This is a genomic window from Nonomuraea sp. NPDC050383, from assembly GCF_044459125.1.
Classification (GTDB): domain Bacteria; phylum Actinomycetota; class Actinomycetes; order Streptosporangiales; family Streptosporangiaceae; genus Nonomuraea.
The window spans coordinates 80,763-104,816 of record NZ_JBITIP010000007.1 but is presented as its reverse complement, the minus strand read 5'-3'; the positions used below and the strand labels follow the sequence as shown (position 1 = coordinate 104,816).

Annotated in this window: 17 protein-coding genes; 8 read left to right on the top strand and 9 right to left on the bottom strand. The window is 74.0% G+C overall.

The annotated features are described in order from the left end of the window. Positions 1–53: 53 nt before the first annotated feature. From ACIBG4_RS19070 to ACIBG4_RS19060, 3 genes are all read right to left on the bottom strand, one after another. Complete coding sequence (locus ACIBG4_RS19070) at positions 54–797, bottom strand: polyprenol monophosphomannose synthase (protein WP_397202866.1); 744 nt, start codon at positions 795–797, stop codon at positions 54–56. A gap of 2 nt (positions 798–799) precedes the next feature. After that, entirely contained in the window at positions 800–2,632 is a 1,833-nt protein-coding gene (lnt, locus tag ACIBG4_RS19065) for an apolipoprotein N-acyltransferase (RefSeq protein WP_397202865.1), read from the bottom strand. 643 nt (positions 2,633–3,275) lie between these two features. Then, positions 3,276–5,444 (bottom strand): HelD family protein, encoded by a 2,169-nt coding sequence (locus ACIBG4_RS19060; protein ID WP_397203135.1) that lies wholly within the window; start codon positions 5,442–5,444, stop codon positions 3,276–3,278. Between the two features lie 353 nt (positions 5,445–5,797). On the opposite strand from ACIBG4_RS19060, the gene ACIBG4_RS19055 reads away from it, so the two are divergent. From ACIBG4_RS19055 to ACIBG4_RS19025, 7 genes are all read left to right on the top strand, one after another. Continuing rightward, a complete protein-coding gene (locus ACIBG4_RS19055) occupies positions 5,798–7,045 on the top strand; it encodes an ROK family transcriptional regulator (protein ID WP_397202864.1) in 1,248 nt (415 codons plus the stop codon). A gap of 45 nt (positions 7,046–7,090) precedes the next feature. Beyond that, positions 7,091–8,434, top strand: coding sequence for an ABC transporter substrate-binding protein (locus tag ACIBG4_RS19050; RefSeq protein WP_397202863.1), 1,344 nt, complete (start codon positions 7,091–7,093; stop codon positions 8,432–8,434). A gap of 2 nt (positions 8,435–8,436) precedes the next feature. Further along, complete coding sequence (locus ACIBG4_RS19045) at positions 8,437–9,390, top strand: sugar ABC transporter permease (protein ID WP_310709094.1); 954 nt, start codon at positions 8,437–8,439, stop codon at positions 9,388–9,390. Further along, the gene (locus ACIBG4_RS19040; RefSeq protein WP_397202862.1) at positions 9,387–10,283 is read left to right on the top strand and encodes a carbohydrate ABC transporter permease; all 897 of its coding nucleotides are present in this window, start codon (positions 9,387–9,389) and stop codon (positions 10,281–10,283) included. The genes ACIBG4_RS19045 and ACIBG4_RS19040 overlap by 4 nt, the downstream gene beginning before the upstream one ends. Then, the gene (locus ACIBG4_RS19035) at positions 10,280–11,548 is read left to right on the top strand and encodes a 6-phospho-beta-glucosidase (protein ID WP_397202860.1); all 1,269 of its coding nucleotides are present in this window, start codon (positions 10,280–10,282) and stop codon (positions 11,546–11,548) included. Before ACIBG4_RS19040 ends, ACIBG4_RS19035 begins: the two co-directional genes overlap by 4 nt. Beyond that, a complete protein-coding gene (locus ACIBG4_RS19030) occupies positions 11,545–12,585 on the top strand; it encodes an N-acetylglucosamine kinase (RefSeq protein ID WP_397202859.1) in 1,041 nt (346 codons plus the stop codon). The genes ACIBG4_RS19035 and ACIBG4_RS19030 overlap by 4 nt, the downstream gene beginning before the upstream one ends. 68 nt (positions 12,586–12,653) lie before the next feature. Beyond that, positions 12,654–14,009 carry a serine hydrolase domain-containing protein gene (locus tag ACIBG4_RS19025; RefSeq protein WP_397202858.1) on the top strand — a complete coding sequence of 452 codons (1,356 nt, stop codon included), beginning with the start codon at positions 12,654–12,656 and terminating at the stop codon, positions 14,007–14,009. A gap of 6 nt (positions 14,010–14,015) precedes the next feature. Here ACIBG4_RS19025 and ACIBG4_RS19020 read toward each other — a convergent pair whose 3' ends face one another. The 6 genes from ACIBG4_RS19020 to ACIBG4_RS18995 form a co-directional block, all read right to left on the bottom strand. Beyond that, positions 14,016–14,498, bottom strand: coding sequence for an Lrp/AsnC family transcriptional regulator (locus ACIBG4_RS19020; protein ID WP_397202857.1), 483 nt, complete (start codon positions 14,496–14,498; stop codon positions 14,016–14,018). A gap of 23 nt (positions 14,499–14,521) precedes the next feature. Beyond that, complete coding sequence (locus ACIBG4_RS19015; RefSeq protein WP_310709088.1) at positions 14,522–15,115, bottom strand: ATP/GTP-binding protein; 594 nt, start codon at positions 15,113–15,115, stop codon at positions 14,522–14,524. Between the two features lie 297 nt (positions 15,116–15,412). Continuing rightward, a complete protein-coding gene (locus ACIBG4_RS19010; protein ID WP_397202856.1) occupies positions 15,413–17,392 on the bottom strand; it encodes an amino acid transporter in 1,980 nt (659 codons plus the stop codon). 126 nt (positions 17,393–17,518) lie between these two features. Further along, the gene (locus ACIBG4_RS19005; protein ID WP_397202854.1) at positions 17,519–19,372 is read right to left on the bottom strand and encodes an ABC transporter ATP-binding protein; all 1,854 of its coding nucleotides are present in this window, start codon (positions 19,370–19,372) and stop codon (positions 17,519–17,521) included. Beyond that, positions 19,369–21,081 carry an ABC transporter ATP-binding protein gene (locus tag ACIBG4_RS19000; RefSeq protein WP_397202853.1) on the bottom strand — a complete coding sequence of 571 codons (1,713 nt, stop codon included), beginning with the start codon at positions 21,079–21,081 and terminating at the stop codon, positions 19,369–19,371. The genes ACIBG4_RS19005 and ACIBG4_RS19000 overlap by 4 nt, the downstream gene beginning before the upstream one ends. 117 nt (positions 21,082–21,198) lie before the next feature. Beyond that, entirely contained in the window at positions 21,199–23,304 is a 2,106-nt protein-coding gene (locus tag ACIBG4_RS18995; protein WP_397202852.1) for a GTP-binding protein, read from the bottom strand. Between the two features lie 182 nt (positions 23,305–23,486). Between ACIBG4_RS18995 and ACIBG4_RS18990 the strand changes: the two genes are divergently transcribed. Continuing rightward, the gene (locus ACIBG4_RS18990; RefSeq protein ID WP_397202851.1) at positions 23,487–24,053 is read left to right on the top strand and encodes an O-acetyl-ADP-ribose deacetylase; all 567 of its coding nucleotides are present in this window, start codon (positions 23,487–23,489) and stop codon (positions 24,051–24,053) included. Position 24,054: the final 1 nt, after the last annotated feature.

The following is a 24,054-nucleotide window of genomic DNA, read 5'->3' as shown; positions in this document are numbered from 1 at the left end:
CAGCGCGCGCGTACGTCACGAACAACGACCGGGGGGGCCGGTGCGTTCCGCGATCAGCCACGTCTCCTGCCGAACCGCGCCGGCAGTCCCGCGAACCCCCACATGGCGATGCGCCAGAACGACTCGGTCATGACCCGCCGGCTCATCTTGCTGGTGCCGACGGTCCGCTCGACGAACGTGATCGGCACCTCGGCCACGCGCAGCCCGTGGCGGACGGTGCGCAGCGTGAGGTCCACCTGGAAGCAGTAGCCCTGCGACTCGACGTCGGCCAGGCCCACCTTCTCCAGGGTCTCGGCCCGGTAGGCGCGGAAGCCCGCGGTCGCGTCGCGGACCGCCAGGCCCAGCATGATCCGCGTGTAGATGTTGGCGCCGCGGGACAGCAGCTCGCGGGAGGCGGGCCAGTTGACGACCCTGCCGCCGGGCACATAGCGCGAGCCGATGGCCAGGTCGGCGCCGTCGGCCAGCGCCTCCAGCAGCTTGGACAGCTCCTCCGGCTGGTGGGAGCCGTCGGCGTCCATCTCGACCAGCACGTTGAAGCCCTCGTCGAGGCCCCAGCGGAACGCCTCGATGTAGGCGGCGCCGAGCCCTTCCTTGCCGGGGCGGTGCAGGACGTGGATGTGGTCGTCGCCGGCGGCGAGCTCGTCGGCCACCTCGCCCGTGCCGTCGGGGCTGTTGTCGTCGACCACCAGCAGATGGGCCCCGGGCAGCGCCGCCCGCACCCGCTCGGCGATCATCGGGAGGTTGCCGCGCTCGTTGTAGGTCGGCACGATGATGAGCACTCGGCCAAGAGTCTCCATGATCAGCCTCTCCCCGTCCGGTCGCCTTGCCGCCTGCCGCGCCACACGGCCACGCCCGCGGCCGCCACGCCCATCAGCGCCAGCGCCCACTCGGGCAGCGCGCCGGCCCGGGTGGCGATCGTCTCCTGGGTGCGCACGGGCACCTTCACCACGGTCATGTCCGCGACGAGCTCGCGGGTCCGCCACGAGACCTTACCGTCAGGCGTGACGTAGGCGGAGATCCCCGTGGTGGCGGCCGTGACGACCGCCCGGTTGTGCTCCACCGCCCGGATCTGGGACATGGCGAGCTGCTGCGGCGGCAGGTTGGACAGGGCGTAGGTGGCGTTGTTGGTCTGCACCACGATCGGGCTCGCCCCGGTGCGCACGGTGCCGCGGACGGTGTCGTCGTAGGCCACCTCGTAGCAGTTGACCGCGCCGATCGTCACGGGCCCCATCTTCAGGTCGCCCGGCTTGGTGCCCGCCACGGACTGCCGGCCGACCAGGCTCGCCCGCTCCCACAGCGCGAGCACGATGTCCTTGAACGGGGTGTACTCCCCGAAGGGCACCAGGTGTTGCTTGTCGTAGTAGGCGCCGGGCCCGGTGACCGGGTCCCACACGAGGCTGCGGGTGGCGCGGTGCTCGTCGCCGATGGCGACGACCGCGCCGACCAGGGTGGGCACGCCGACGGCCTTGACGGACGCGTCGATGGTCTCGCGGGCGAACGTGTCACGGTACGGGTCGATGTCGGTGGAGTTCTCCGGCAGGACGACCAGGTCGGGGCGGGGCAGCGTGCCCGCCTCGACCGCGGCGGCCAGGCGCTCGGTCTCGGCGGAGTGGTTCTTCAGCACGACGGCCGGCTCGTCGCCCAGGGCGTACATGCCGCGGCCGGGCACGTTGCCCTGCACGATGCCGATGTTGACCGTGCGGCCCTCGTCGCCGGGGCGCGGGACGGCGAAGGTGAGCGCGGGCACCGCCACGGCGAGCAGGACAGGCGCCAGGCGCCGCGCCGCGCCGGCAGCGCCGCGCGTCCGCTCGCGGGCGCCCGCGAGACGGGCTCGCGCGAGATCGCCGCCCGCGAGGTGGGCGAGGGACGGGACCCGGGCGAGCGGGAGGAAGGCGAGCAGGGCATGGGCGAGCAGGGCGCCGGACAGGGTGACGGCGAACGACACGAGCGGGGCCCCGCCGAGCGCCGCGTACGCGGTGTAGAGCGACTCACCCTGGCTGAAGGCGAGGCGAGCCCATGGGAAGCCGCCGATGGGCACCAGGCCCCGGGCCCACTCCATGGCCACCCACAGCCCGGCGAACCACAGCGGCCACAGCCGCAGCCGGAACACCGGCGAGGCCAGGGCCGCCATCGCGGCGTAGAAGAGGCCCTCGACGGCCACCAGCATGACCCACACGTCGTCGCCGATGGTCCGCACCCAGGCGAGGGCGGGCACCAGGAAGACGACGGCGGCCAGGTAGCCGAGCCAGGCGGCGCGGCGGGGGCGGGCGCCGTACAGGGAGGCGACGACGAGGGCGACGCCGAGCGGCGCGGCGGGCCACCAGCCGAGCGGCGGGAAGGCCAGGAACAGCAGCGCTCCCCCGGCCACGGCGGCGATCGCCCGGAGCAGCACCAGGCGCGCGGGCTCGCGGCCCTTCAATCCACCCGCCCCAGCGCCCTCGGCGGCCGGCACCGCAGCGCCCTCGGCGGCCTTCACGGTGGCCTGCGGGGCCTCCGCGGCTCGCTCCGGCCGTGGCGGCCCTTCGCCGTCGGCGGGCGGGCCTGAGGGGCCTTCGGGGGCCGGGACCGTGGCGGAGGAGCGGCGGCGTGCGGACTCGCCGCCGGTGGGCGGTAGGCCCGTCCTGTCCTGCACCACTGCGCCTGCTCCCCTTCCGCCGCGGGAGGTCCCCCGCGGAGCCGCCCGTGTGCCCGCGGGCGAAAACACGTTCCTGCCGAAACGGTACCGCTCCCGGGCGGCCCTGCGGTCGCGAGGCGCGACCTCCTCCGAGAATAGGGGTCCCAGGCAGGGGGAACGGCCTGGGACACCGCGGGCACGGCGACGGGCGGGCGGGGGGCGGATCGCGGTGGTGAGGCTGGGAGCGGCTGGGTGATCCCCGGTCAGACGGAGCCGTGGGACCACCCGGCGCTGATGGCGATCCTGCGCACGAGAGCGGGAAGAGGGCCCGGAAACCCTTCGGACCGGACCCGTCTCGTCGGCGGCGAGCGCGGAATTCCGTTGTCTACTGGGCTACCGGGCCCGTCCCGGGTCCAACCCCCCGCCCGGCTGGGGTGCCCCGACTCGACGGACCGACGGCCCTGCACCTGGCTGTGTGGACGGAGTCACGCTCCGTCACGGACGCAGGATCCGACGATGTCAGAGACGGCCAACCGGCCAAGTCCCGTGCTGGACTGCGCAGCAAACTACCGACTCCACCTCAGATGTCAACCGTGTCCCGATCAGCGGGAACATCAAGTTTTCGCAGGTAGGACATGCTTGGCCTGCCGCCCCAACGACCCTAAAGACCGTTTGTCGGTAGATGTCCCCTGGGTGGGAGGCCCGTCAGCGGCTCCGGCAGCGGCTCCCCGTGGACGACGCCGAGCCGCCGCGTGGCGCGGGTCAGGGCGACGTACAGGTCGTTGAGGCCGCGCGGCGACTGGGAGGCGATGCGGCCGGGCTCGGCCACGATCACCGCGTCGAACTCCAGGCCCTTGGCCTCGGCGACGCCCATGACCGCCACGGGGGCGTCGAGGGCCGCCGCTCCCCCGCTGCGCCCGGACCCGGGCGGCACCACCACGGTGCCGTCCACGACCCGGGAGACCGCCTCCCCGAGCTCGTCGAGCAGCGCGTCGGGCGCCACGACGGCGACCTTGCCGCCCTCGCCGGCCTCCGCCTTGACCAGCTCGGGCAGCGCCGTCAGCGGCTCCGCCCACGGCCGCGCCCCGGTCTCCCGCACCGAGGCGGGCGGCTCCAGCGACGGGTCGATGGCGGCGAGCACGCGGGCGGCCACCGCCATGAGCTCCACCGGGGTGCGGTAGTTGACGGTGAGCCGCTCCTGCCGCCACCGCCCCGCCACGTACGGGTCGAGCATCTCGCCCCAGGCGCGGGCGCCGGCCGCGGAGCCGGTCTGCGCCACGTCGCCGACGATGGTCATCGAGCGGGTGGGGACGCGCCGCATCACGGCCCGCCAGGCCATCGGCGACAGCTCCTGCGCCTCGTCCACGATGACGTGGCCGTAGGCCCAGGTGCGGTCGGCGGCGGCGCGCTCGGCGGTGGTGAGGTACGGGCCCTGGCCGCGCTGCCGCTCGGCGAGCCGTTCGGCCTCCATGACGTCGGACAGGCCGGTCAGCTCCAGCACCTCGCGCGCGTAGGCCAGCTCGGCCTCGCGCTCGTGCTCCTCCGCCTGGCGGGCCGCGGCCAGCTCCTCCTCGGCCTGCAGCGCGGTGGCGCGCAGCACCTGCTCGTCGATCTCGCCGAGCAGCTCGGCGGCCTCGTCCAGCAGCGGCACGTCCGACTCGGTCCAGGGGGCGCCTGGGTCGCGGCGCAGCAGCGCGCGCTCGGCGGGGGTCAGCGACGCGCCGGCGTGCCCGAGCCGCTCCGGGGAGCCGTACAGGCCGAGCAGCAGGCGCTGCGGGGTGAGGTACGGCCAGAGCCGGTTGAGCGCGGACTTGACCGCGGGCTCGGTGCGCAGCTCCTCACGCAGGTCGGCCAGCTCGTCCTCCTCGATGAGGCCCCGGCCGAGCTTGCGGGCGGCCTGCCGGGCCAGGGCGTTGAGCAGCGAGCGGACGAAGACTGCGCGGGCCTGGTTGTGGGGGCGGCGCGTGCGGGTGGCCTTGTTGCGCGCCCCCTCCAGCATGGCCCGGTCGATCGTGAGGGTGTGGCGGCCGAGGTCCAGCTCGACCGGCTTGCGCGGCACCCGCTGCCGGTCGCGCACGGCGCGCGCGACGACGTCGGCCATCCGCGCGTCGCCCTTGAGCGCGGCCACCTCGGGCCGGTCGCGGGCGGTGGCGGTCAGGCCGGGGTAGAGCTCGCCGACGGTGGACAGCAGCACGTCGTTCTCGCCCAGGGACGGCAGGACCTGCTCGATGTAGCGCAGGAACGTCGGGTTGGGGCCGAGGACGAGGACGCCCCGGCGCTCCAGCCGCTCGCGGTGGGTGTAGAGGAGGTAGGCGGCGCGGTGCAGGGCGACGACGGTCTTGCCGGTCCCGGGACCGCCCTGCACGACCAGGACGCCGTTGAGGTCGGAGCGGATGACGCGGTCCTGCTCGGCCTGGATGGTGGCGACGATGTCGCGCATGCGGCCGGTGCGCTGCTCGTCGAGGGCGGCGAGCAGCGCGGCCTCGCCGTTGAGCGTGGCGCGGTCGTCGTCGCTGAGCGCGTCGAGGTCGAGCAGGTCGTCGTCGACGCCGACGACGACGCGGCCCCGGGTCTGCAGGTGCCGGCGACGGGTGACGCCCATCGGCGCGGCCGGCGTGGCGCGGTAGAACGGCTGGGCGACGGGGGCGCGCCAGTCGATGAGCAGCCGCTCCTGCTCGTCGTCGGCCATGCCGAGCTTGCCGATGTAGAGGCGGCCCTCCTCGACGTGGTCGAGGCGGCCGAAGACCAGGCCCCGCTCGACCGCCCACAGCCGGGCCAGCCTGGAGGCGTACATCTCGGCGAAGGTGTCGCGTTCGGAGCGGTTCTGCATCGTTCCCACGGCACCCGTGGCCAGCACCTCCTTCAGCTGGCGCTGGGTGCGGTCGCGCAGCGTGTCGAGCCGCTCGTAGAGGCGGGCGACGTACTCCTGCTCCCTGGCGAGCTCCGTTTGACGATTTGTCGCCAGACCATTATTGTTGTTAATGGGACACTCCGGGCCATTCTGCTTGTTGTTACGACAAACGACGACACTAGCATGCCTGTTGAGGCACTCCCATCCTTCCGCGTCATCCCCTCCCTCCGGTACGGTCACGGCTTGGTTTCGGCTCTTGACCACGGCCCCGCCGACTCCTTACGTTCGCATCAAGTTAGGAAAGTTTCCTAACTCCGCGTGAAGGAGCACATGTGAGCGGACCGGTGCCCGGCACCCCGAGCCTGCTGCGGGCGATCAACGACCGCGCCGCCCTGCTGGCCCTGCTGGACCGCGGGCCGCTCACCCGCCCCGAGATCGGCGCCCTGACCGGGCTGTCCAAGCCCACCGCCTCCCAGCTCCTGGCCCGCCTCCAGGAGGCCGGCCTGGTGGTGCTGGACGGCGTACGGGAGGGCCTGCCGGGCCGCACGGCGGAGCTCTACCGGATCAACCCGGCGGCCGCCTACGTCGGCGCGCTGGACGTCACGCCCGACCGTATCGAGGCCCGCGTGGCCGACATCACCGGTGAGGTCGTCGGCGAGTACACGCTGCCCACGCCGCGCCGCCCCGGCGGGGAGCTGGTCGAGCGGCTCAACGCCGCGCTGGAGGGCGCGTGCCCGCCGGACCGGCTGCGCCAGGTCGTGATCGGCGTGCAGGCGGCCCTCGACCCGTCCACGGGCGGCCTGGGGTACGCCACGGCCAAGGACATGCCGGGCTGGCAGATCCCCGGCCTGGTGCCGGCGCTGTCGCAGGGGCTCGGCGTGCCCGTCGCCGTGGAGAACAACGTCAACCTCGCCGCCCTGGCCGAGCAGGCGCACGGCGCCGCGCGGGGCCACTCCGACTTCGTGCTGCTGTGGGCCGACGAGGGCATCGGCGCGGCCGTGGTGCTCGGCGGGCGGATGCACCGGGGCGCCACGGGCGGCGCGGGCGAGGTCGGCTACATGCCCGCCCCCGGCGCGCCGACGGCCCGCGAGGCCGGGCGCTACGCCAACCACGGCTACCAGGCGCTCACCGGTGGCCCCGCCGTGCTGCGGCTGCTGCGCTCGTACGGCGTGCGCGGCGCCGACTTCCGGCAGGCCGTCGCCAACGCGGTGCGCGCCGTGGAGATCGCCGCGGAGAGCACCGGGGGCTCCGGGGAGGCGGCGGTCCGGCGGGGCGAGGACGCGCGTGCGGGGCTGCGCGACATCGCCGCCCGCCTCGCGGTGGGCCTGGCCGCGATCACCTCCGTCATCGACCCCGGGCTGATCGTGCTCACCGGCGGCATGGTGCTGGCCGGCGGCGAGACGCTGCGCGAGCTGGTCGAGCACGAGCTGCACGCCCTCACCATCCCCCGGCCGCGGCTGCGGCTGTCGTCCGTCGAGGGCAACCCGGTCCTGGCCGGCGCCCTCGACCTCGCCCTCGACATGGCCCGTGACGAGGTCTTCGGCTCCACGGTGACCGCGTCCGGCGGCTCACCGCGATAGCGGCGGCCGCATCCACCGTCCCCTCACGATCAGGAGGCACCCCCCGTGCGCTACTCCCCCCTGGTGGTCGCCGGCCTCACGGCCCTGGCGCTGACCGCCTGCACCGCGGGCAAGGAGGCGGCCCCGTCGCTCGGCGCCCGTCCCCGGCCCTCCGGATCGGCCTCGCAGGCCCTCCCCGCGGCCACGCTCACCCTGTGGCACGGCTTCTCCACCGGCCCCGAGGTCAAGGCGTTCGAGGACGCCATCGCCGGGTTCACCAAGAAGTTCCCCCAGATCACCGTCAAGACCGTCAAGAACGTCCAGGACGACCAGATCACCCAGGCCATCCGGGGCGGCAAGGCCCCCGACGTGGCGGCCTCGTTCACCACCGACAACGTCGCCCAATGGTGCCGGTCGGGATCGTTCCAGGACCTGACGCCCGTCATCGAGCAGGACGGCATCGACCTGAGCGTGCTGCCCGAGGTGGCGCGGGCCTACACCGGGTTCGCCGGCAAGCGGTGCACGATGCCCCTGCTCGCCGACGCCTACGGCCTCTACTACAACAAGGCCCTGATGAAGGGCAGCGCGCCGCCCAGGACCCTGTCGGAGCTGACCGCGCTGACCAAGAAGCTCACGGTGCGCGACGCGAACGGCGACATCAAGGTGGCCGGCTTCGTCCCGAGCTTCCAGTACTACGAGAACACCCCCGCCCACCTGGGCCCGATGGTCGGCGCCAGGTGGCTCAACGACGACGGCACCTCGGCCATCGGCTCGGACCCGGCGTGGAAGGAGCTCCTGCGCTGGCAGAAGGAGCTCGTCGACTGGTACGGCTACGACAAGCTGGAGAAGTTCCGCAAGGGCCTGGGCGACGAGTGGGGCGCCGAGCACCCCTTCTACGCCGGCAAGGTGGCCATGGTCGTCGACGGCGAGTGGCGCAACGCGATGATCGCGGGCGATCCCAAGGCCAAGGCCATGGACTACGGCACCGCCCCGGTGCCGGTCGCCGACGCCAGGCCCGACCTGTACGGCGGCGGCTTCACCGCGGGCACCGTGATCGGCGTGCCGAAGGGCGCCCAGCACCCGCAGCAGGCGTGGGAGCTGGTCAAGTACCTGACGACCGACACCGACTCGCTGGTGACGCTGTCCAACGCGCTGCGCAACGTCCCGACGACCAAGGCCGCGATGGAGTCGCCGAAGCTGACCAAGGACGCCAACTTCCAGACGTTCCTCGACATCTTCGCCCACCCGAAGACCTCGACGCTGCCGAGCGCCGTCAACAGCGTCTTCAACCAGGAGGCGTTCGCCACGTTCCTCACCAGGTGGGAGAAGGGCGCGGTGCCCGACCTGGACGCCGGGCTGAAGGCCGTGGACAAGCAGATCGACGACAAGCTGAAGCTGTCGGGGAGCTGAGCGTGGCGTCCCTGACCTCTCCGGCCGCCTCGCCGGGGCCGGCCCCCTGGCGGCGGCGCGAGGGCCTGCGCGCGCTCGTGTGGCTGTCGCCGTGGCTGGCCGGCGTGTCGATCTTCTTCGTGTACCCGCTGCTGGCGACGGTGTACTTCTCCTTCCAGCACTACGACCTGTTCACGCTGGAGTGGGCCGGGCTGGACAACTACCGCTACCTGCTGCGCGACCCCCGGGTGCTGACCTCGGCGCGGAACACGCTGTGGCTGGTGGCCGTGATGGTGCCCGTGCAGACGTTGTTCTCGCTGGGGCTGGCGCAGCTCGTGGTCCGGCTCAAGGCCGGCATCGGGATCTTCCGCACCATCTTCTACCTGCCGTCGCTGGTGCCGGTGGCCGCCGGGACGATCACGTTCGTGTTCCTCATGAACCCCTCGACCGGGCCGTGGAACCAGTTCCTCGCGCTGTTCGGGATCAGCGGGCCCGACTGGTTCGGCGACCCCGCCTGGGCGAAGCCGAGCCTCACGCTGCTGTCGGTGTGGGGGTGCGGCCAGATCGCGGTGATCTTCATGGCGGCGCTGCTGGACGTGCCCAGGCACCTGTACGAGGCGGCCGCGATCGACGGGGCCGGCCCGTGGCGGCAGTTCCGCAGCGTGACGCTGCCGTCGATCGCGCCGGTGCTCATGTTCTCGGTGGTGACGGGCGTCATCTACGCCGTCCAGTACTTCGCGCAGGCGATGATCGCCTCCCGGGTGGCGTCGGGCGCCACCGACTCGCCGGGCAGCACGTTCACGCCCGGCTATCCCGACGAGTCACTGCTGACGCTGCCGCAGTGGCTGTTCCAGGCCGGCTTCCGCGACTACCAGATGGGATACGCCTGCGTGCTGGCGCTGGTCCTGTTCGCCACGTCGATGGTGTTCACGCTGATCCTGCTGTGGCAGTTCCGGCGGACGGAGGGGGCCGCGTGAGCGCCGCCGTCACCGCCCCGCCCCGTCCCGCCGCCGCGCCCCGCTCGCGCAAGGCCGCGAACGGGGCCCGCCGGAGGCGCGCGCTGCTCTGGATCGCCCAGCACGCGCTGGCGATCGTGCTCGCGCTGATGTTCCTGGCGCCCGTGGTCTTCCTCGCGTTGACCGCCGTCATGACCGACGAGCAGGCGCTGACCAGCGACCTGTGGCCCCGGTCGTGGAACTGGGACAACTTCGCGACCGTGTTCGCCAAGTCGCAGCTGCTGCGCTGGACGCTCAACACGCTGCTCTACGCCGGCCTGGGCACACTGTTCACGGTCGTGTCGTCCGTGCCCGTCGCCTACGCGCTGGCCCGCTTCCGCTTCCGGGGACGGCAGGCGGCGTTCCTGCTGGTGATCATCGCGATGATGCTGCCGCCGCAGGTCGTCGCGGTGCCGCTCTACCTGGTGTGGGCGCGGCTCGGGCTGACGGACACCCTGTGGCCGCTCATCCTGCCGATGCTGCTGGGCGACGCGTTCTCCATCTTCCTGCTGCGCCAGTTCCTCGTGACGATTCCGCGCGAGTACACCGACGCGGCCAGGGTCGACGGCTGCTCCGACCTGCGCACGCTGCTCAGGGTCATCCTGCCGATGGCCCGCCCGGCCGTCGCCGCCGTCGCGCTGTTCCAGTTCTTCTACTGCTGGAACGACTACTACGGGCCCCTGCTGTACGCGGGCGTCGAGCAGCAGGGCTGGACCCTGTCGCTGGGCCTGGCCACCTTCAAGGCGTTCCACAGCGTGCAGTGGAACCTCACCATGGCCGCCACCCTCCTGGTGACGGCGCCGATCATCATCGTGTTCTTCTTCGCCCAGAAGGTCTTCATCGAGGGCGTGACGCTTACAGGAGTCAAGGGTTGAAACTCGCCGTGGTCGGGGGCGGCTCGACGTACACGCCGGAGCTGATCGACGGGTTCGCGCGGCTGCGCGACGTGCTGCCCATCACCGAGATCGCGCTCATCGATCCCGATGAGAGGCGGCTGGACCTGGTGTCGGGGGTGTCGCGGCGGATGCTGGCCCACGCCGGGCATCCGGCGCGGGTGCTCGCCACCTCCTCGGTGGAGGAGGGCGTGGCGGGGGCGAGCGCCGTGCTGTTCCAGCTCCGGGTGGGCGGTCAGGCCGCCCGCGAGGTGGACGAGACGCTGCCGCTGCGCTGCGGCTGCGTCGGCCAGGAGACGACCGGCGCGGGCGGCCTGGCCAAGGCGCTGCGCACGGTCCCGCTCGTCCTGGAGATCGCCGAGAAGGTGCGCGAGCACGCGCCGGGGGCGTGGATCGTCGACTTCACCAACCCCGTCGGCATCGTCACCCGGGCGCTGCTCGACGCCGGGCACCGGGCCATCGGCCTGTGCAACGTGGCGATCGGCCTGCAGCGGCGCGCCGCCGCGACGCTCGGCGTGCCGCCGTCGCGCATCACGCTCGACCATGTCGGGCTCAATCACCTCACCTGGCTGCGCGGCGTCCACCTGGACGGGGCCGACGTGCTGCCCTCGCTCATCGAGGGCCACGCCGAGGAGATCGCCGGTGGGGCGGGGCTGCGGCCGGAGCTGATCCGGCGGCTGGGCGCCGTCCCGTCGTACTACCTGCGCTACTACTACGCGCACGACGAGGTCGTGGCGGAGCAGCGGACCGCTCCGCCACGCGCGGCGGAGGTCGCCGCCGTGGAGGCGCGGCTGCTGGAGCTGTACGCCGACCCGTCGGTGGTGACCAAGCCGGAGGAGCTGGCGCAGCGGGGCGGCGCCTTCTACTCGGAGGCGGCCGTGGACCTGCTGGCCGCCCTCCTCGGCGGCCGGGACGACGGGCCCGCCCAGGTCGTCAACGTTCGCAACGGCGGGACGCTGCCGTTCCTGCCCGAGGAGGCGGTCATCGAGGTGCCCGCGGCCGTGACCGCCGCCGGGGCGGCGCCCTTGCCGGTGCGGCCCGTGGAGCCGCTGTACGCGGGGCTGATCGCGCACGTGTCGGCGTACGAGACGCTGGCGCTGGAGGCGGCGCTGCGCGGCGGGGCGGACCGGGTGCGCGACGCGCTGCTCGCCCACCCGCTGGTGGGGCAGGACGCGATCGCCGGGGAGCTGACCGGGCTGCTGCTGGAGGCCAACCGCGCCCATCTGCCGTGGACGGTGGGGCGGTGACACGCCGCAGGCTCCTCCTGGCCGTCGACGGCGGCAACAGCAAGACCGACGTGGCGGTGGTGGCGGAGGACGGCGAGGTGCTGGCGACGGCGCGCTCGGGACCGTTCGTGCCGCAGAGCGCCGGGGTGGCGGCGGCCGTCGACGAGATCGAACGGGCCGTCCGGCAGGCTATGGCGCAGTTGCCGCCCGATCCAGGTGGGTCCGGCGCCGCGTCCGGCAGGTTCGACCATGTGGCGGCCTACCTGGCGGGCGCGGACCTGCCGGTGGAGGAGGAGGCGCTGGCCCGCGAGCTCGCCGCCCGCGGGTTCGGGCCGGACGTCGTGGTGGGCAACGACACGTTCGCGCTGCTGCGGGCCGGGACGTCGGCGCCGTGGGGCGTGGCGGTGGTGTGCGGCGCCGGCATCAACGCGGTCGGCGTCTCCCCCACCGGCGAGGTGGCGCGCTTCCCGGCGCTCGGCCGGATCAGCGGCGACTGGGGCGGCGGGCTGGGCCTGGGCGAGGAGGCGCTGTGGCACGCCGTCCGCGCGGAGGACGGGCGCGGCCCGGCGACGGCGCTGGTGGAGGTGGTCCGGGACGGGTTCGGCGCGCGCACGGTCGGGGAGCTGGTGCTGGAGATCCACTTCGGCCGGGTGGACGCGGCCCGGCTGCACGAGCTGGCCCCCGGGGTGCTCGCCGCCGCCTCGGCGGGCGACGCCGTGGCCACGGCGCTGGTGGAGCGGCAGGCCGAGGAGGTGGTGGTGATGGCGGAGGTGTGCCTGCGCCGTCTCGGCATGCTGCAGACGCCGGCGGAGGTGGTGCTGGGCGGCGGGGTGCTGCGGGCGCGCGACCCGCTGCTGACGGCGCTGCTCGACGAGGGGTTCGCGGCGAGGACGCCGCACGCCAAGGCCGTCGTCTCCGGGGTGCCGCCGATCGTGGGCGCGGCCCTGAACGGCCTGGAGCGCCTCGGCGCGCCGCAGGCAGCCCAGTCCCGCCTGCGCGCCCACTACGAGCCCCGGGGTGCCTCTGAGCGCCTGGCGGGTGTCATCGGCCCGGCATGACCCGTGTCATGCGGAACCGATGACACAGCGGACTGCCCCGGCCGGGCCCGGACGATCATGATGGTGGCATGACATCTCCCTCATCCCCCCTTCGATCTTCTCGGCGGGCCGGCTCCCTCCGGCGGGTCCGCGGCGCCGCGGGGGCGCGCCGCGCCGGGCGGGCGGCCCTGTCCGCGGTCGTGGGCGCGCTGCTCGCCACGGCCGCGCTGACGGCCCCCGCCCCCGCCTCGGCGACCACCTCTTCCGACGCGCCCGCGGGCCTCGACCGGGCGGAGTTGCGGCGGACCCTCGACGCCGTCCATGAGGCCGGCATGTACGGCGTCTACTCCGAGGCGGTCGACGGGGGCCGGACGTGGCGGGGCGCCTCCGGCGTCGCCGACGTGGTCACCCGCCGCCCCGCGCTCGCCGGCATGCGCCACCGGGTGGGCAGCATCACCAAGTCGTTCACCTCGGTGGCGATCCTCCAGCAGGTCGAGCGGGGCGCCGTCGAGCTGGACGCGCCGGTGGACCGCTACCTGCCGGGCCTCATCCCGGGCGAGCGAGGCGCGAAGATCACCGTGCGGATGCTGCTCAACCACACCAGCCACATCGGCGACTACATCGTCGGCGCGTTCCCCTCGCTGGCGCAGGGCTCGCCCGCCAGCCTCGACGACAACCGGTTCCGCCGGTTCACGCCCCAGGAGCTCGCCGGTCTCGGCCTGGCCGCCCGGCCGACCGGCGAGCCGGGGGCCCTGCCGGGCTCGTACTCCAACACCAACTACGTCATCGCCGGCCTGCTGCTGGAGAAGGTGACCGGCGTCGACGCCGAGCGGTACATCACCCGGAACGTCATCCGCCGCGCCGGGCTGCGCGACACCTCCTTCCCGGCCACGCCGCGGATCCCCGGGCCGTCCTCCAAGGCGTACGAGTCCCTGTACGGGCTGATCGACCCGGCGCGCGACTACAGCACGTACGACATGTCGTGGGCGAGCACCGCGGGGGCGCTGGTGTCGACCATGGACGACCTCAACCGCTTCTACCGGGCGCTGCTGGGCGGCGAGCTGATCGGCGCCGGGGCGCTCGAGGAGATGCGGACGACCGTGCCGGTGCAGGCGGGCGGCGGGCGCGTCGACTACGGGCTCGGCCTGTACACCCTGGACCTGCCGTGCGGGCGCTTCTGGGGGCACGACGGGGTCGTCTTCGGCATGGCGGCCCAGTCGCTGATCCGCGAGGACGGCGCCCGCCTGGTCTCGTTCGGGGTGAACCGCACGAAGTACCAGCGGATCGGCGACGACGGCACGCTGGAGCCGAGCCCCATCGACTACGCGCTCGCCGAGCACATCATCGTGGCCCTGTGCGGCCCGGCCGCCGGGGCCGACTCGGCGAAGGCGGCGCGGGCGCCCTTCCTGCCGTTCGCGGCGGACCGGGCGCCGGTCGGGCCCTGACCCTCCTCAGGCCGGCGAGTGGTCCGCCGGCCCCGAGGCGGGCTCCGGGGCGATCTCCGGGGCCCGGTGCTCGTACGGCGTGCTGAGGACGACCGTGGTGCGGGTGGAGACGTTGGCGGCGGCGCGGATCTGCTGGAGCAGGTCCTCCAACGCCACCGGCGAGGCCACCCGCACCTTGAGGATGTAGCTCTCGTCGCCCGCCACGCTGTGGCACGCCTCGATGGCGCTCAGATGCGCGAGCCGGTCGGGCGCGTCGTCCGGGGCGGCGGGGTCGATCGGCTTGATCGACACGAACGCGGTCAGCGGCAGGCCCACGGCGTCGTGGTCGATGACGGCGGTGTAGCCGCGCAGCACGCCGCGCTTCTCCAGGCGGCGCACCCGCTGGTGCACGGCCGAGACCGAGAGCCCGGTCTCCCTGGCCAGGTCGGTGAAGCTCATCCGGCCGTCGCCGGCCAGGAGCGTGACGATCCGGCGGTCGATCTCCTCCATCGGTCAAAAATAGCCCGTCGAGGTCACGACATGGTCCCGACCGGGGTGGCGCCCCGGCGCATGGCGTGCTCGACGAGCGTGATGAGCACCTCGCGGCCGGAGTCCCGGCGGCGCGCGTCGCACAGCACGACGGGGATGTCCGGCTCCAGGTTGAGGGCCTTGCGGACCTCGCCGATCGTGAACGTCCGCGCGCCTTCGAAGCAGTTGAGCGCCACGACGAACGGCGTGTCGCGCTGCTCGAAGTAGTCGATGGCGGGGAAGCAGTCGGCCAGGCGCCGCGTGTCGGCGAGCACGACGGCCCCCAGCGCCCCCATGTTGAGGTCGTCCCAGACGAACCAGAACCGCTCCTGCCCGGGGGTGCCGAACAGGTACAGCATGTAGTCGCCGCTGATCGTGATGCGGCCGAAGTCGAAGGCGACGGTGGTGGTCGGCTTGCCCTCGATGCCGGCCAGGTCGTCGATGTGCTGGCCGATCTGGGTGAGGATCTCCTCGGTGCGCAGCGGCCGGGTCTCGGACACGGCGGTCACCATCGTGGTCTTGCCCGCGCCGAAGCCGCCCGCGATCAAAATCTTGATCGCGGTGGGCAGCCGCCACCGATCAGAACGACCGAAATCCATCGAGCACCGCCTGTACATCCCTTCGCGGGCAAGGCCCTCGCCATGCCGCGCGCGCACAAATCCGCCCTTGGGGAGCCTTGGTCAGCGGATGCCTGTCAAGGCGTGAGAAGAGGTCGATCCACATGTCTGGCACCGGTCACCCTAGCAACGCCTCAAATTGCACTCAAGTCACCAACCGCATCAGTGATCAATATGTCATACCTTGGCGCGGCTGTCGTTACTGACGGGCGACCGGGATCGGTCAGGAAGCCTGTCACGCCTTTCCGGCCCACCCGTTAGCCGTCCTCCGCGGAGGGGTCAGCCCACGTGGACGACCGGGCGGCGGGCGGCGTCGGGCTCGGCCTGCCGCAGCACCTCGCGGGTCAGCGGCGGGATGTCGCCGCCGCCGAACACCAGGTAGCGCAGCAGCGCGCCGATCGGGTTGCCCTCGGCGGCCCAGTGGAAGTACACGTGCGGCATCTTGCCCGTCTGGTCGCGCAGGTAGAGCAGCAGGGCGGCGATGGCGTTGGCCACGGTCGGGCTCTCCATGCGCAGGATGCGGTAGCCGTGCCGCTCCTCCCCCACGACCCTGACCTCGCTGGCGAACTCCGAGGCGTCGGGCACCGTGACCTCCAGGAACAGGATGCCCTCGGAGGGCCGCAGCCGGTGCAGCTCCCAGGCCTCGCGGGCCTTGTCGACGTACTCCTTGCAGTCGCGGGCGTGCGGCTCGTTGGCGATGAGGCGCAGGTCGCCGGTCTCGTTGACGTACCGGCGGGCGAGGTCGTCCAGCGTGATCTCGGTGACGCGCAGCTCCGTGGAGCGGGTGGCCCGCGACACGAGCGAGGTGATCACGATTCCCAGCACGAACAGCAGGGCGATGACCAGGCCGTCCGGCCGCTCGATGATGTTCGCCACGAGGGCGTACGCGAAGATCAGCGAGATGACCCCGAACGGCACGGCGGCCTTGGTCCGGCGGCCGGTCCAGGCCGAGAGGGTGACGGCGACGGCGGCCGACAGGATGAGCGCGAGCACGCCGCTGGCGTAGGCGCCGCCCTGGGACTCGACGTCGGCGCCGAAGAAGATCGTGATGACGAACGAGATGGCGGTGAAGACCAGCACCATGGGCCGGGCGGCGCGCGACCAGTCGGGGGCCATGCCGTACCGGGGCAGGTAACGCGGCACGATGTTGAGCAGTCCCGCCAGGGCCGAGGCGCCGGCGAACCAGAGGATGGCGATGGTGCTGAGGTCGTAGGCGGTGCCGAACCAGTCGCCCAGGTACTCGTGCGCCAGGTACGCCAGCGCCCGCCCGTTGGCCGAGCCGCCCTCGGCGAACTCGTCGGCCGGGATGAGCACGGTCGTGGCGAAGCTGGAGGTGATGAGGAAGACGCTCATGATGACCGCCGCGGTGGTCAGCAGCTTGCGCGCGCCCTTGACCCGCTGCGCCAGGTCACCCCTGACCAGCGGCATCACGGCGACACCGGTCTCGAAGCCGGACAGGCCGAGGGCGAGCTTGGGCATCACGTACAGCGACACGGCGACCATGGCGACGGGGCTGGCGTAGTCGGTGGCCAGGAGGTTCTGCCAGTCGGTGACCTTGGCCGGGGCGGCGAGCACGTGCTGGACGGCGGTGGCCACGACGACGATGTTCAGCAGCAGGTAGACGGCCACCAGGACGACGGCGATGGAGATGGCCTCGCTGAACCCGGCGAGGAACACCCCGCCGAGCGCGGCGATCAGCAGCAGCGTCACGGGGACCTGCCAGCCGGCCAGGGCCGCGGGCACGAACGGGTTGTGCAGGATGTGCGCGGTGGCGTCGGCCGCCGACAGTGTGATCGTCACGATGAACGCCGTGGCGACGAAGCCGAGCAGGAACAGCACGAGCAGCTTGCCGCGCCAGCCGGGCAGCAGCCGTTCGAGCATGGACAGGGAGCCGAGCCCGTGGGGGCTCTGCTCGGCGACGGCCCGGTACGTCGGCAGGGCCCCGAACAGGGTGAGCGCCACCAGCAGCAGCGTGGCGATCGGGCTGAGCGCGCCGGCGGCGAGGGCGGCGATGCCCGGCTGGTAGCCGAGCGTGGAGAAGTAGTCGACGCCGGTGAGGCACATGACCTGCCACCACGTGTGCTGGTGCTCGGGCGCCTCCTCGTGGTGCGGTCCGGTGGTGCGGGGGTCGGCACGCTGCAGTCCCTTCAGCAGCCACTGGCGTACCTCTGAGCCGGCCGTACTGACCACGGTCTCCCCCTGTGCGACGCGCGTCCCGCCCTGGGACGTCCTCTTGCGGTGGACCACTGTGTCATGCACCCGGAAGCGTGCGTCAATCACCCCTTCCCGCAGTACGCCGGAAATGCCCCCACGCGCGCGGGCACCTCAGCCGGGTGCCCGCGCGCCCGCCTCCGTTCAGTCCGGCGCCCGCGCGCCGGCCTCCGTTCAGTCCGGCGCCCGCTCGCCCGCCTCCGTGATCCGCTCCTCCGCCCACAGCCGCCGCATCTCCGGGCAGCTCTCCAGCAGCCCGGCCAGCGGCCCGCGCCCGGCGACCCGGCCGCGGTCGAGGACGACGACCTCGTCGGCCCGTTCGAGGGCGGCCCTCCGGTGCGACACCACCAGCAGCGTCGAGGGCCCGCTCCCGTCGCGCGCGGCCGTCGCGAGCCGCTCCCACAGCAGCTCCTCCGTCTCGACGTCCAGCGCGGACGACAGGTCGTCGAGGACGAGCAGGTCCGGAGCCCGTACGAGCGCGCGGGCGGCGGTCGCCCGCTGCACCTGGCCGCCGGACAGCCGCACGCCGCGCGGCCCGACCACGGTGTCCGGCCCCTCCGGCATGGCGGCGAGGTCGTCCTCCAGCGCCGCGAGCCGCAGCGCCCGCTCCAGGCCGTCACCGGGGACGCCGAGCAGCACGTTCTCCCGCAGCGACGCCGAGAACAGCCGGGGCACCTGCCCGGCGTACGCGACCCGGCCGGGCACCAGGAACGTCCCGGGGTCGGCGACGGGCCGGCCGTTCCAGGTGATCGTCCCGGCGTCCACCGGCAGCAGCCCGAGCAGGGCCCGTACCAGCGTCGTCTTGCCCGCGCCCACGGCGCCGGTGACGACCGTGAACGAGCCGCGCCGCACCCGCAGGTCCACCTCCCGCAGCCCGGCGCCGTGCGGCCCGAGACGGACGGTCAGGCCGCGCGCCTCCAGCACCTCCAGGGGGTCGCCGTGACGCGGCGGCGGCACGGCGGCGGGCGGCTCGCGGTGGAACCACACGCCAGTGTCGCGCGCCAGGTCGCCGGCGTCCTCGTGCGGCGCCATGAGCGCGGTGAGGCGGCCGGCGGCGACGGTGGCGTGCGGCAACCGGGCGAGGATTCCGCCGACGACGCGCGGCAACGCCGCCAGCCAGCCCGCGTAGCTGGTGAACAGCGCCAGGTCGCCCACCGTGAAACCGCCGCGGCGCATGGCCGGCGCGGCGAGCACCAGGACCAGGCCGACGCCGATCTCGACGGTCGCGCTCGTCACGCCCTCCAGCAGGTCGGTGGCCAGCCGGTCGCGGAGGGCGGCGTCGCGCCGCGCCCGGTTGCGCTCGCGCAGCCGCTCCAGGGCCGCCGCCTCCGCGCCCGCCACCTTGAGCGCGAGCACGCCGCCGAACATCTCCCCGACGTACGCGGTGACGTCCGCGCCGAGCGCCCGCGCCCGCTGGTGCAGCCGCCGGACCCGGCGGCTCATCAGCCGGCCGGCGACCCCGATCACGACCATCGGCACCACCAGCGCCGCCGTGACGACGGGGTCGATCGCCGCCATGATCCCGAGCGCGGTCCCGCCGAACAGGATCGCCCCGGCCAGCGGCACCGCCTCGTCCACGAGCTCCACCAGGTCGCTCACGTCGTCCCGCAGCCGCGCGAGCGCGTCCCCCGGCGCGTACGGCAGCCTGGCCGCGGCCGGGCCCGGGGCGGTGAGGACCGAGCGGAGCAGGTTGGAGCGCAGCAGGGTGGCCGCCGCGTCCCACCAGTAGTCGCCGTACGTCCAGGCGACCACCATGGTCAGGCCCCGGGCCAGCTCCACGCCGACGAGCGCGGCGCACAGCCACAGCACCTGGCCCGGCGCCGCGGCGGCCTGCCCGCTGATCCCGTCGAAGATCGCCTGGAGCGCCAGGCCGGTGCCCAGCGGCAGCACGCTGACCGGCATCCACAGCAGCGCGCCCACCAGGAACCGGCGCAGGTCGAACCGCACCAGTCCCGCCACCACCGTCCACACGCCCGCCGTACGCCCGGAACGGCCCCTCGGGTCCACGTCACCTTCCGCGCGGCTCATCGGGTCACCCCCGCCAGCGTCAGCAGGCGCGCGAAGCGGCTGCCCGGGTCCGCCGCCAGCTCCTCGCGGCGGCCGTACTCGACGACCCGCCCGTGCGACATGACCGCGATCTTGTCGACCCGCGCCAGCGACGACAGCCGGTGCGCGACGATCACGCCCGTGCGGCCGGCGAGCAGCCGGTCCATGCCGCGTTCGACGCGCCGCTCAGTGGCGGGGTCCAGCCGGCTGGACGCCTCGTCGAGCACGACCAGCCCCGGGTCGGCCAGGAACGCCCGCGCGAACGCCAGCAACTGCGCCTGCCCGGCCGAGACGCCCCGCAGCTCGGTGTCGAGCCCGTCGGGCAGCCCGGCCAGCCACTCGCCGAGCCCGGCGTCGGCCAGCGCCCGCCGTAACCGGTCGTCGCCGGGCGAGGGACGGAACAGGGTCAGGTTGTCGCGGACACTCGCGCCGAACAGCCGCACGTCCTGCGTGACCGCGCACACCCGCTCGCGCAGGGAGACGGCGTCCACGTCGCGCAGGTCGAGCCCGCCCACCCGCACGGCGCCCCGCACCGGGTCGTACAGGCGCAGCACGAGCCGCGTGATCGTGGTCTTGCCGCTCCCGGTGCGGCCGACCAGCCCGAGCGTCTCCCCCGGCGCCAGCGACAACGTGACGTCCTCCAGCACCCGCTCCTCGGGGGCGTCGCGGGCGTCGTAGGCGAAGGCGACCGCGTCCAGCTCCAGCGCGAGCGGCCCGCTCGGGGGCAGCCGGCGGGGCCGGGCGGGCGCGGGCAGCGTGCGCCGCTCGGCCAGCAGGCCGCCGATGCGGGTGATCCCCGCCAGGGCGCCCTGGTAGTCGCGCAGCCGGTCGATCAGCCGCTCGAACGGCGTACGCACCATCACCGTGCACTGGAACACCAGGACGGCGGTGCCGACCGTGAGCGTCCCGCTCGCCCGGGCCCACGCGGCCAGGGCCAGCATGAGCGCCGTCCCGGCGGCGAACGCGACCGACGTGCCCGCCAGCAGGCCGCTGCCGATCCGGTCGGCCCGGTGCTCGGCCCGGTACCAGACGGCGGCGGTGCCGAGGAAGCGGCTCACGACGTGCCCGCCCGCGCCGTTGGCGCGGATGTCCTCGGCTCCGGCCAGCCGCTCCTCCATCTCGCCGTACAGCCGTGCCTGGGCCGCTCTCGCCGCGGCGGCGGAGGGCACGGCCAGCCGCTGCGCGCGCGTCGTGCCGAACCCGACGAGCACGCAGTACGCGAGCAGGGCGGCGCCGAGACGCGGGTCGGCGGCGAACACGACGGTGATCACCCCGGCCAGCAGCAGCCCGCCGGCCACGACGTCCATGAGGAACGCCACGACGAACCCCGACACGGCCACCACGTCGCCGTCCACCCGCTCGATCAGCTCGCCGGGCGTGTGCCTGCCGTGGAAGTCCATGTCGAGGCCGAGCGCGTGCCCGGCCAGGCGCTCACGGAGACGGTCGGTGCCGTCCCAGGCGAGCCGGCTCGCCAGCCAGGCGGCGGCCAGCCGGGCCGCCTGCCCCGCGACGGCCGCCGCGAGGGCGGCCAGCGCGATCAGCGTGAGCCGGCCGGTGCCCGCGCCGGCGATGGCGTCGTCGACGAAGCGGCGGGTGAGCTGGGGGCCCGCCAGCGGGAGCACGGTCATGGCGGCGACGGCCACGCCCAGCACCACGGCGGCCCGCCGTCCCGGCCACATGAGCCGCAGCACATCCCGCCGGACCTCCCGGCTCCGCCCCGGACCCCGGTCCGGACCCCGCCGGGCCCTCCCGCGCTCTCCGGTGGCATGCCGATCGTCCCGGTCCTGCCGGGTCTCGGAGGTCATCGGCTACACCCGCCGCGCGACGTGCAGGAGGTACTGCTCGCGGTCGAGCGGGTTCCGGCCGTCGCGCCGCCGGACGGGTGCGGGCCCTCGGACGGGCCGGTAGTGGTCGAAGACGGTCTCCAGGACGCCCTCGCCCCGGGTCAGCCCCGGCAGCCGCCGTTCCAGCCGGTGGATCTCGGCGGCCGGGATGTCGCCCTCCAGCTCGTACCACGGGCCCCGTCGTGCCGTGTCGCCGTGAACGGCGCGCAGCCGGCCCAGGACGGCCGCGACCTGCCTGGCCGTGTCCGCCGGGACCTCCAGGTGGAAGCGGTGGACCGGCTCGCACACGACCGTCCCGGCCCGCCGCAGCGCGCTCATCAGCACCAGCGGCGTCAGGAGCCGGAAGTCGCGTGCCGTGGACATCGGCGAGATGTAGCCGGAGCGCGTCAGGGTGACGGCGCAGTCGACGACCTCCCAGCCGCGCAGACCCTGCCGGAGCGTCTCGCGCACCGTGCCGCCGATCGTCTCGGCCAGCTCGCCGACCGACTTGTACACGTACAGCGGGAGCGTGCCCAGCTCGGCCCGCACGCGGAAGGCGACGCCCGCGCCGGGCGGGGCGGGCTCGACCCGCAGGCCGAGCGTGGCGACGAACGGGTTGCCGTCCTGGCCGAGGAGCTCCACGGCCTCGCCGGTGGCGGCGGGGCGCTCGACGCAGATGGTGGTGGTCTCGCGGAAGGTGACGTGCAGGCCGTACTCGGCGGCCAGCGTGTCCTGGACGACCTCCTTCTGCACCTCGCCGTAGAGGGAGATGGAGATCTCCTGCCGCTCGTCGTCCTGGCGCAGGCCGATGAGCGGGTCCTGCTCGGCGAGCTCGGTCAGGGCCGCGTGCAGCGCCGCCCTGTCGGCGCGACGGGCCGGCACGACGACGGTCTCCAGGCTGGGCGGCGCGAACCACCCGCGCCCGGGCGCCCGCACCGGCCGGGCGTGATCCACGGCGAGGGCCGGGGAGGCTCCCGGGGACGCGGCCGAGGGCTCGGCCTGGCGGATCTCGTCGCCGATCCGGATGCCGGCGAGGCCCCGCACCGTCCCGATCCGCCCGGCCGGGAGCGCCGCCTCCGGACCCGCCGCTCCCCGGTCGAACACGCGGATCGCCGTGACCCTGCCCTCCCGCTCGCCCCCGACCTGGCCACCGCCGTCACCGGCACCTTCACCAGCGCCTTCACCGGCACCTTCACCGGCGCCGGCGAGGGGGCCGAAGCGCACCCGGTCGCGCACCCGCAGCGTCCCGGACAGCATCCGCACATAGGCGGCCCTCTCCCCGGCCGGCCCCCGCTCGACCTTGAAGACGGTGCCCGACGCCGGGGCGTCCGGGTCGGGGTCGGCGGCCGGCAGCAGCTCCTCGACCCCGGCCAGCAGCGCGTCCACGCCCGCACCGGTGATCGCCGACCCGAACAGCACCGGGTACGCCCGCGCCCGCCCCGTCTGGTCCGCGAGCGCGCGGCGCAGCCGGTCGTGGGTGAGGGCGCGCCCGCCGTCGAGGTAGGCGGCCAGCAGCGCGTCGTCCCGCTCGGCCAGCGCCTCGGCCAGCCCGGTCACGTAGGCGGCGTCACCGGGCCCGTACGGGACGAAGGCGGCGTCGCGCGTGCCGGCCCGGCGCACGGCGCCCAGCGGTACGACGTCCGGGGTCAGCCTCTCGGCGACGGCCCGCAGGACCCGTCCCGGATCGGCGCCCGAACGGTCGATCTTGTTGACGAAGATGATCGCGGGGATGCGCAGCCTGCGCAGCGTGCGCATGAGCACGCGGGTCTGCGCCTGCACCCCTTCGACGGCCGAGACGACGAGCACGGCGCCGTCGAGGACGCCGAGGGCCCGCTCCACCTCGGCGATGAAGTCCGGGTGGCCGGGCGTGTCGATCAGGTTGACCGTGACGCCGCCGACGGTGAACGACACGACGGCGGACTTGATGGTGATGCCGCGCCGGCGTTCCAGCGCGAGCGAGTCGGTCTGTGTGGTGCCGTCATCGACGCTGCCGACCTCGTCGATGACACCGGCGGCGTGCAGCAGCCGCTCGGTCAGGCTCGTCTTACCGGCGTCTACATGCGCCAGGATCCCCAGGTTGAGCGTACGCACGAAGCGTCATGTCCTTCACGTAGATGGAACCTCCTTGCCGAATGGACATGGACCTACGCCGCATCTCCGCCTCCTTGGTCTGTGGCCGGTTGGCCGGTGGCCTGTCGTCGCCGGGAGTACAGCAGACGGCCGGCCCGCCGCACAACCGAATAACCGGCGCCCGGTGCGGAAGACTCGGTGGCATGAGGATCACGCTCGTCCAGGGGGACATCACCGAGCAGCGGGTCGACGCCGTGGTCAACGCCGCGAACCCGTCGCTGCTCGGCGGAGGCGGCGTCGACGGGGCCATCCACCGGCGCGGCGGCCCGGCGATCCTGGCGGAGTGCCGGCGGCTGCGCGCCACCCGCTACCCGGACGGGCTGCCGGTGGGCCGGGCGGTGGCCACCACGGCGGGCGAGCTGCCCGCCCGGTGGGTCATCCACACGGCCGGCCCCGTCCACTCCACCCGCGAGGACCGCTCGGCGCTGCTGGCCTCCTGCTACCGGGAGGCGCTGCGGGTGGCCGGCGAGCTCGGCGCCGCCACCGTGGCGCTGCCCGCCGTGTCGGCCGGCATCTACGGCTGGCCCGTGGACGACGCCGCCCGCATCGCGGTGTCCACCGTCCGGGCCGCCGGCGCGGAGCTGGAGACCGCGCTGGAGACGGCGCTGGAGACGGTGGCGGAGACGGCGCTGGAGGAGGTGCGGTTCGTGCTGTTCACGGCCGACGTCCACGCCGCCTTCGCCCGCGCCCTGAAGGACGCGGGCGGTTGAC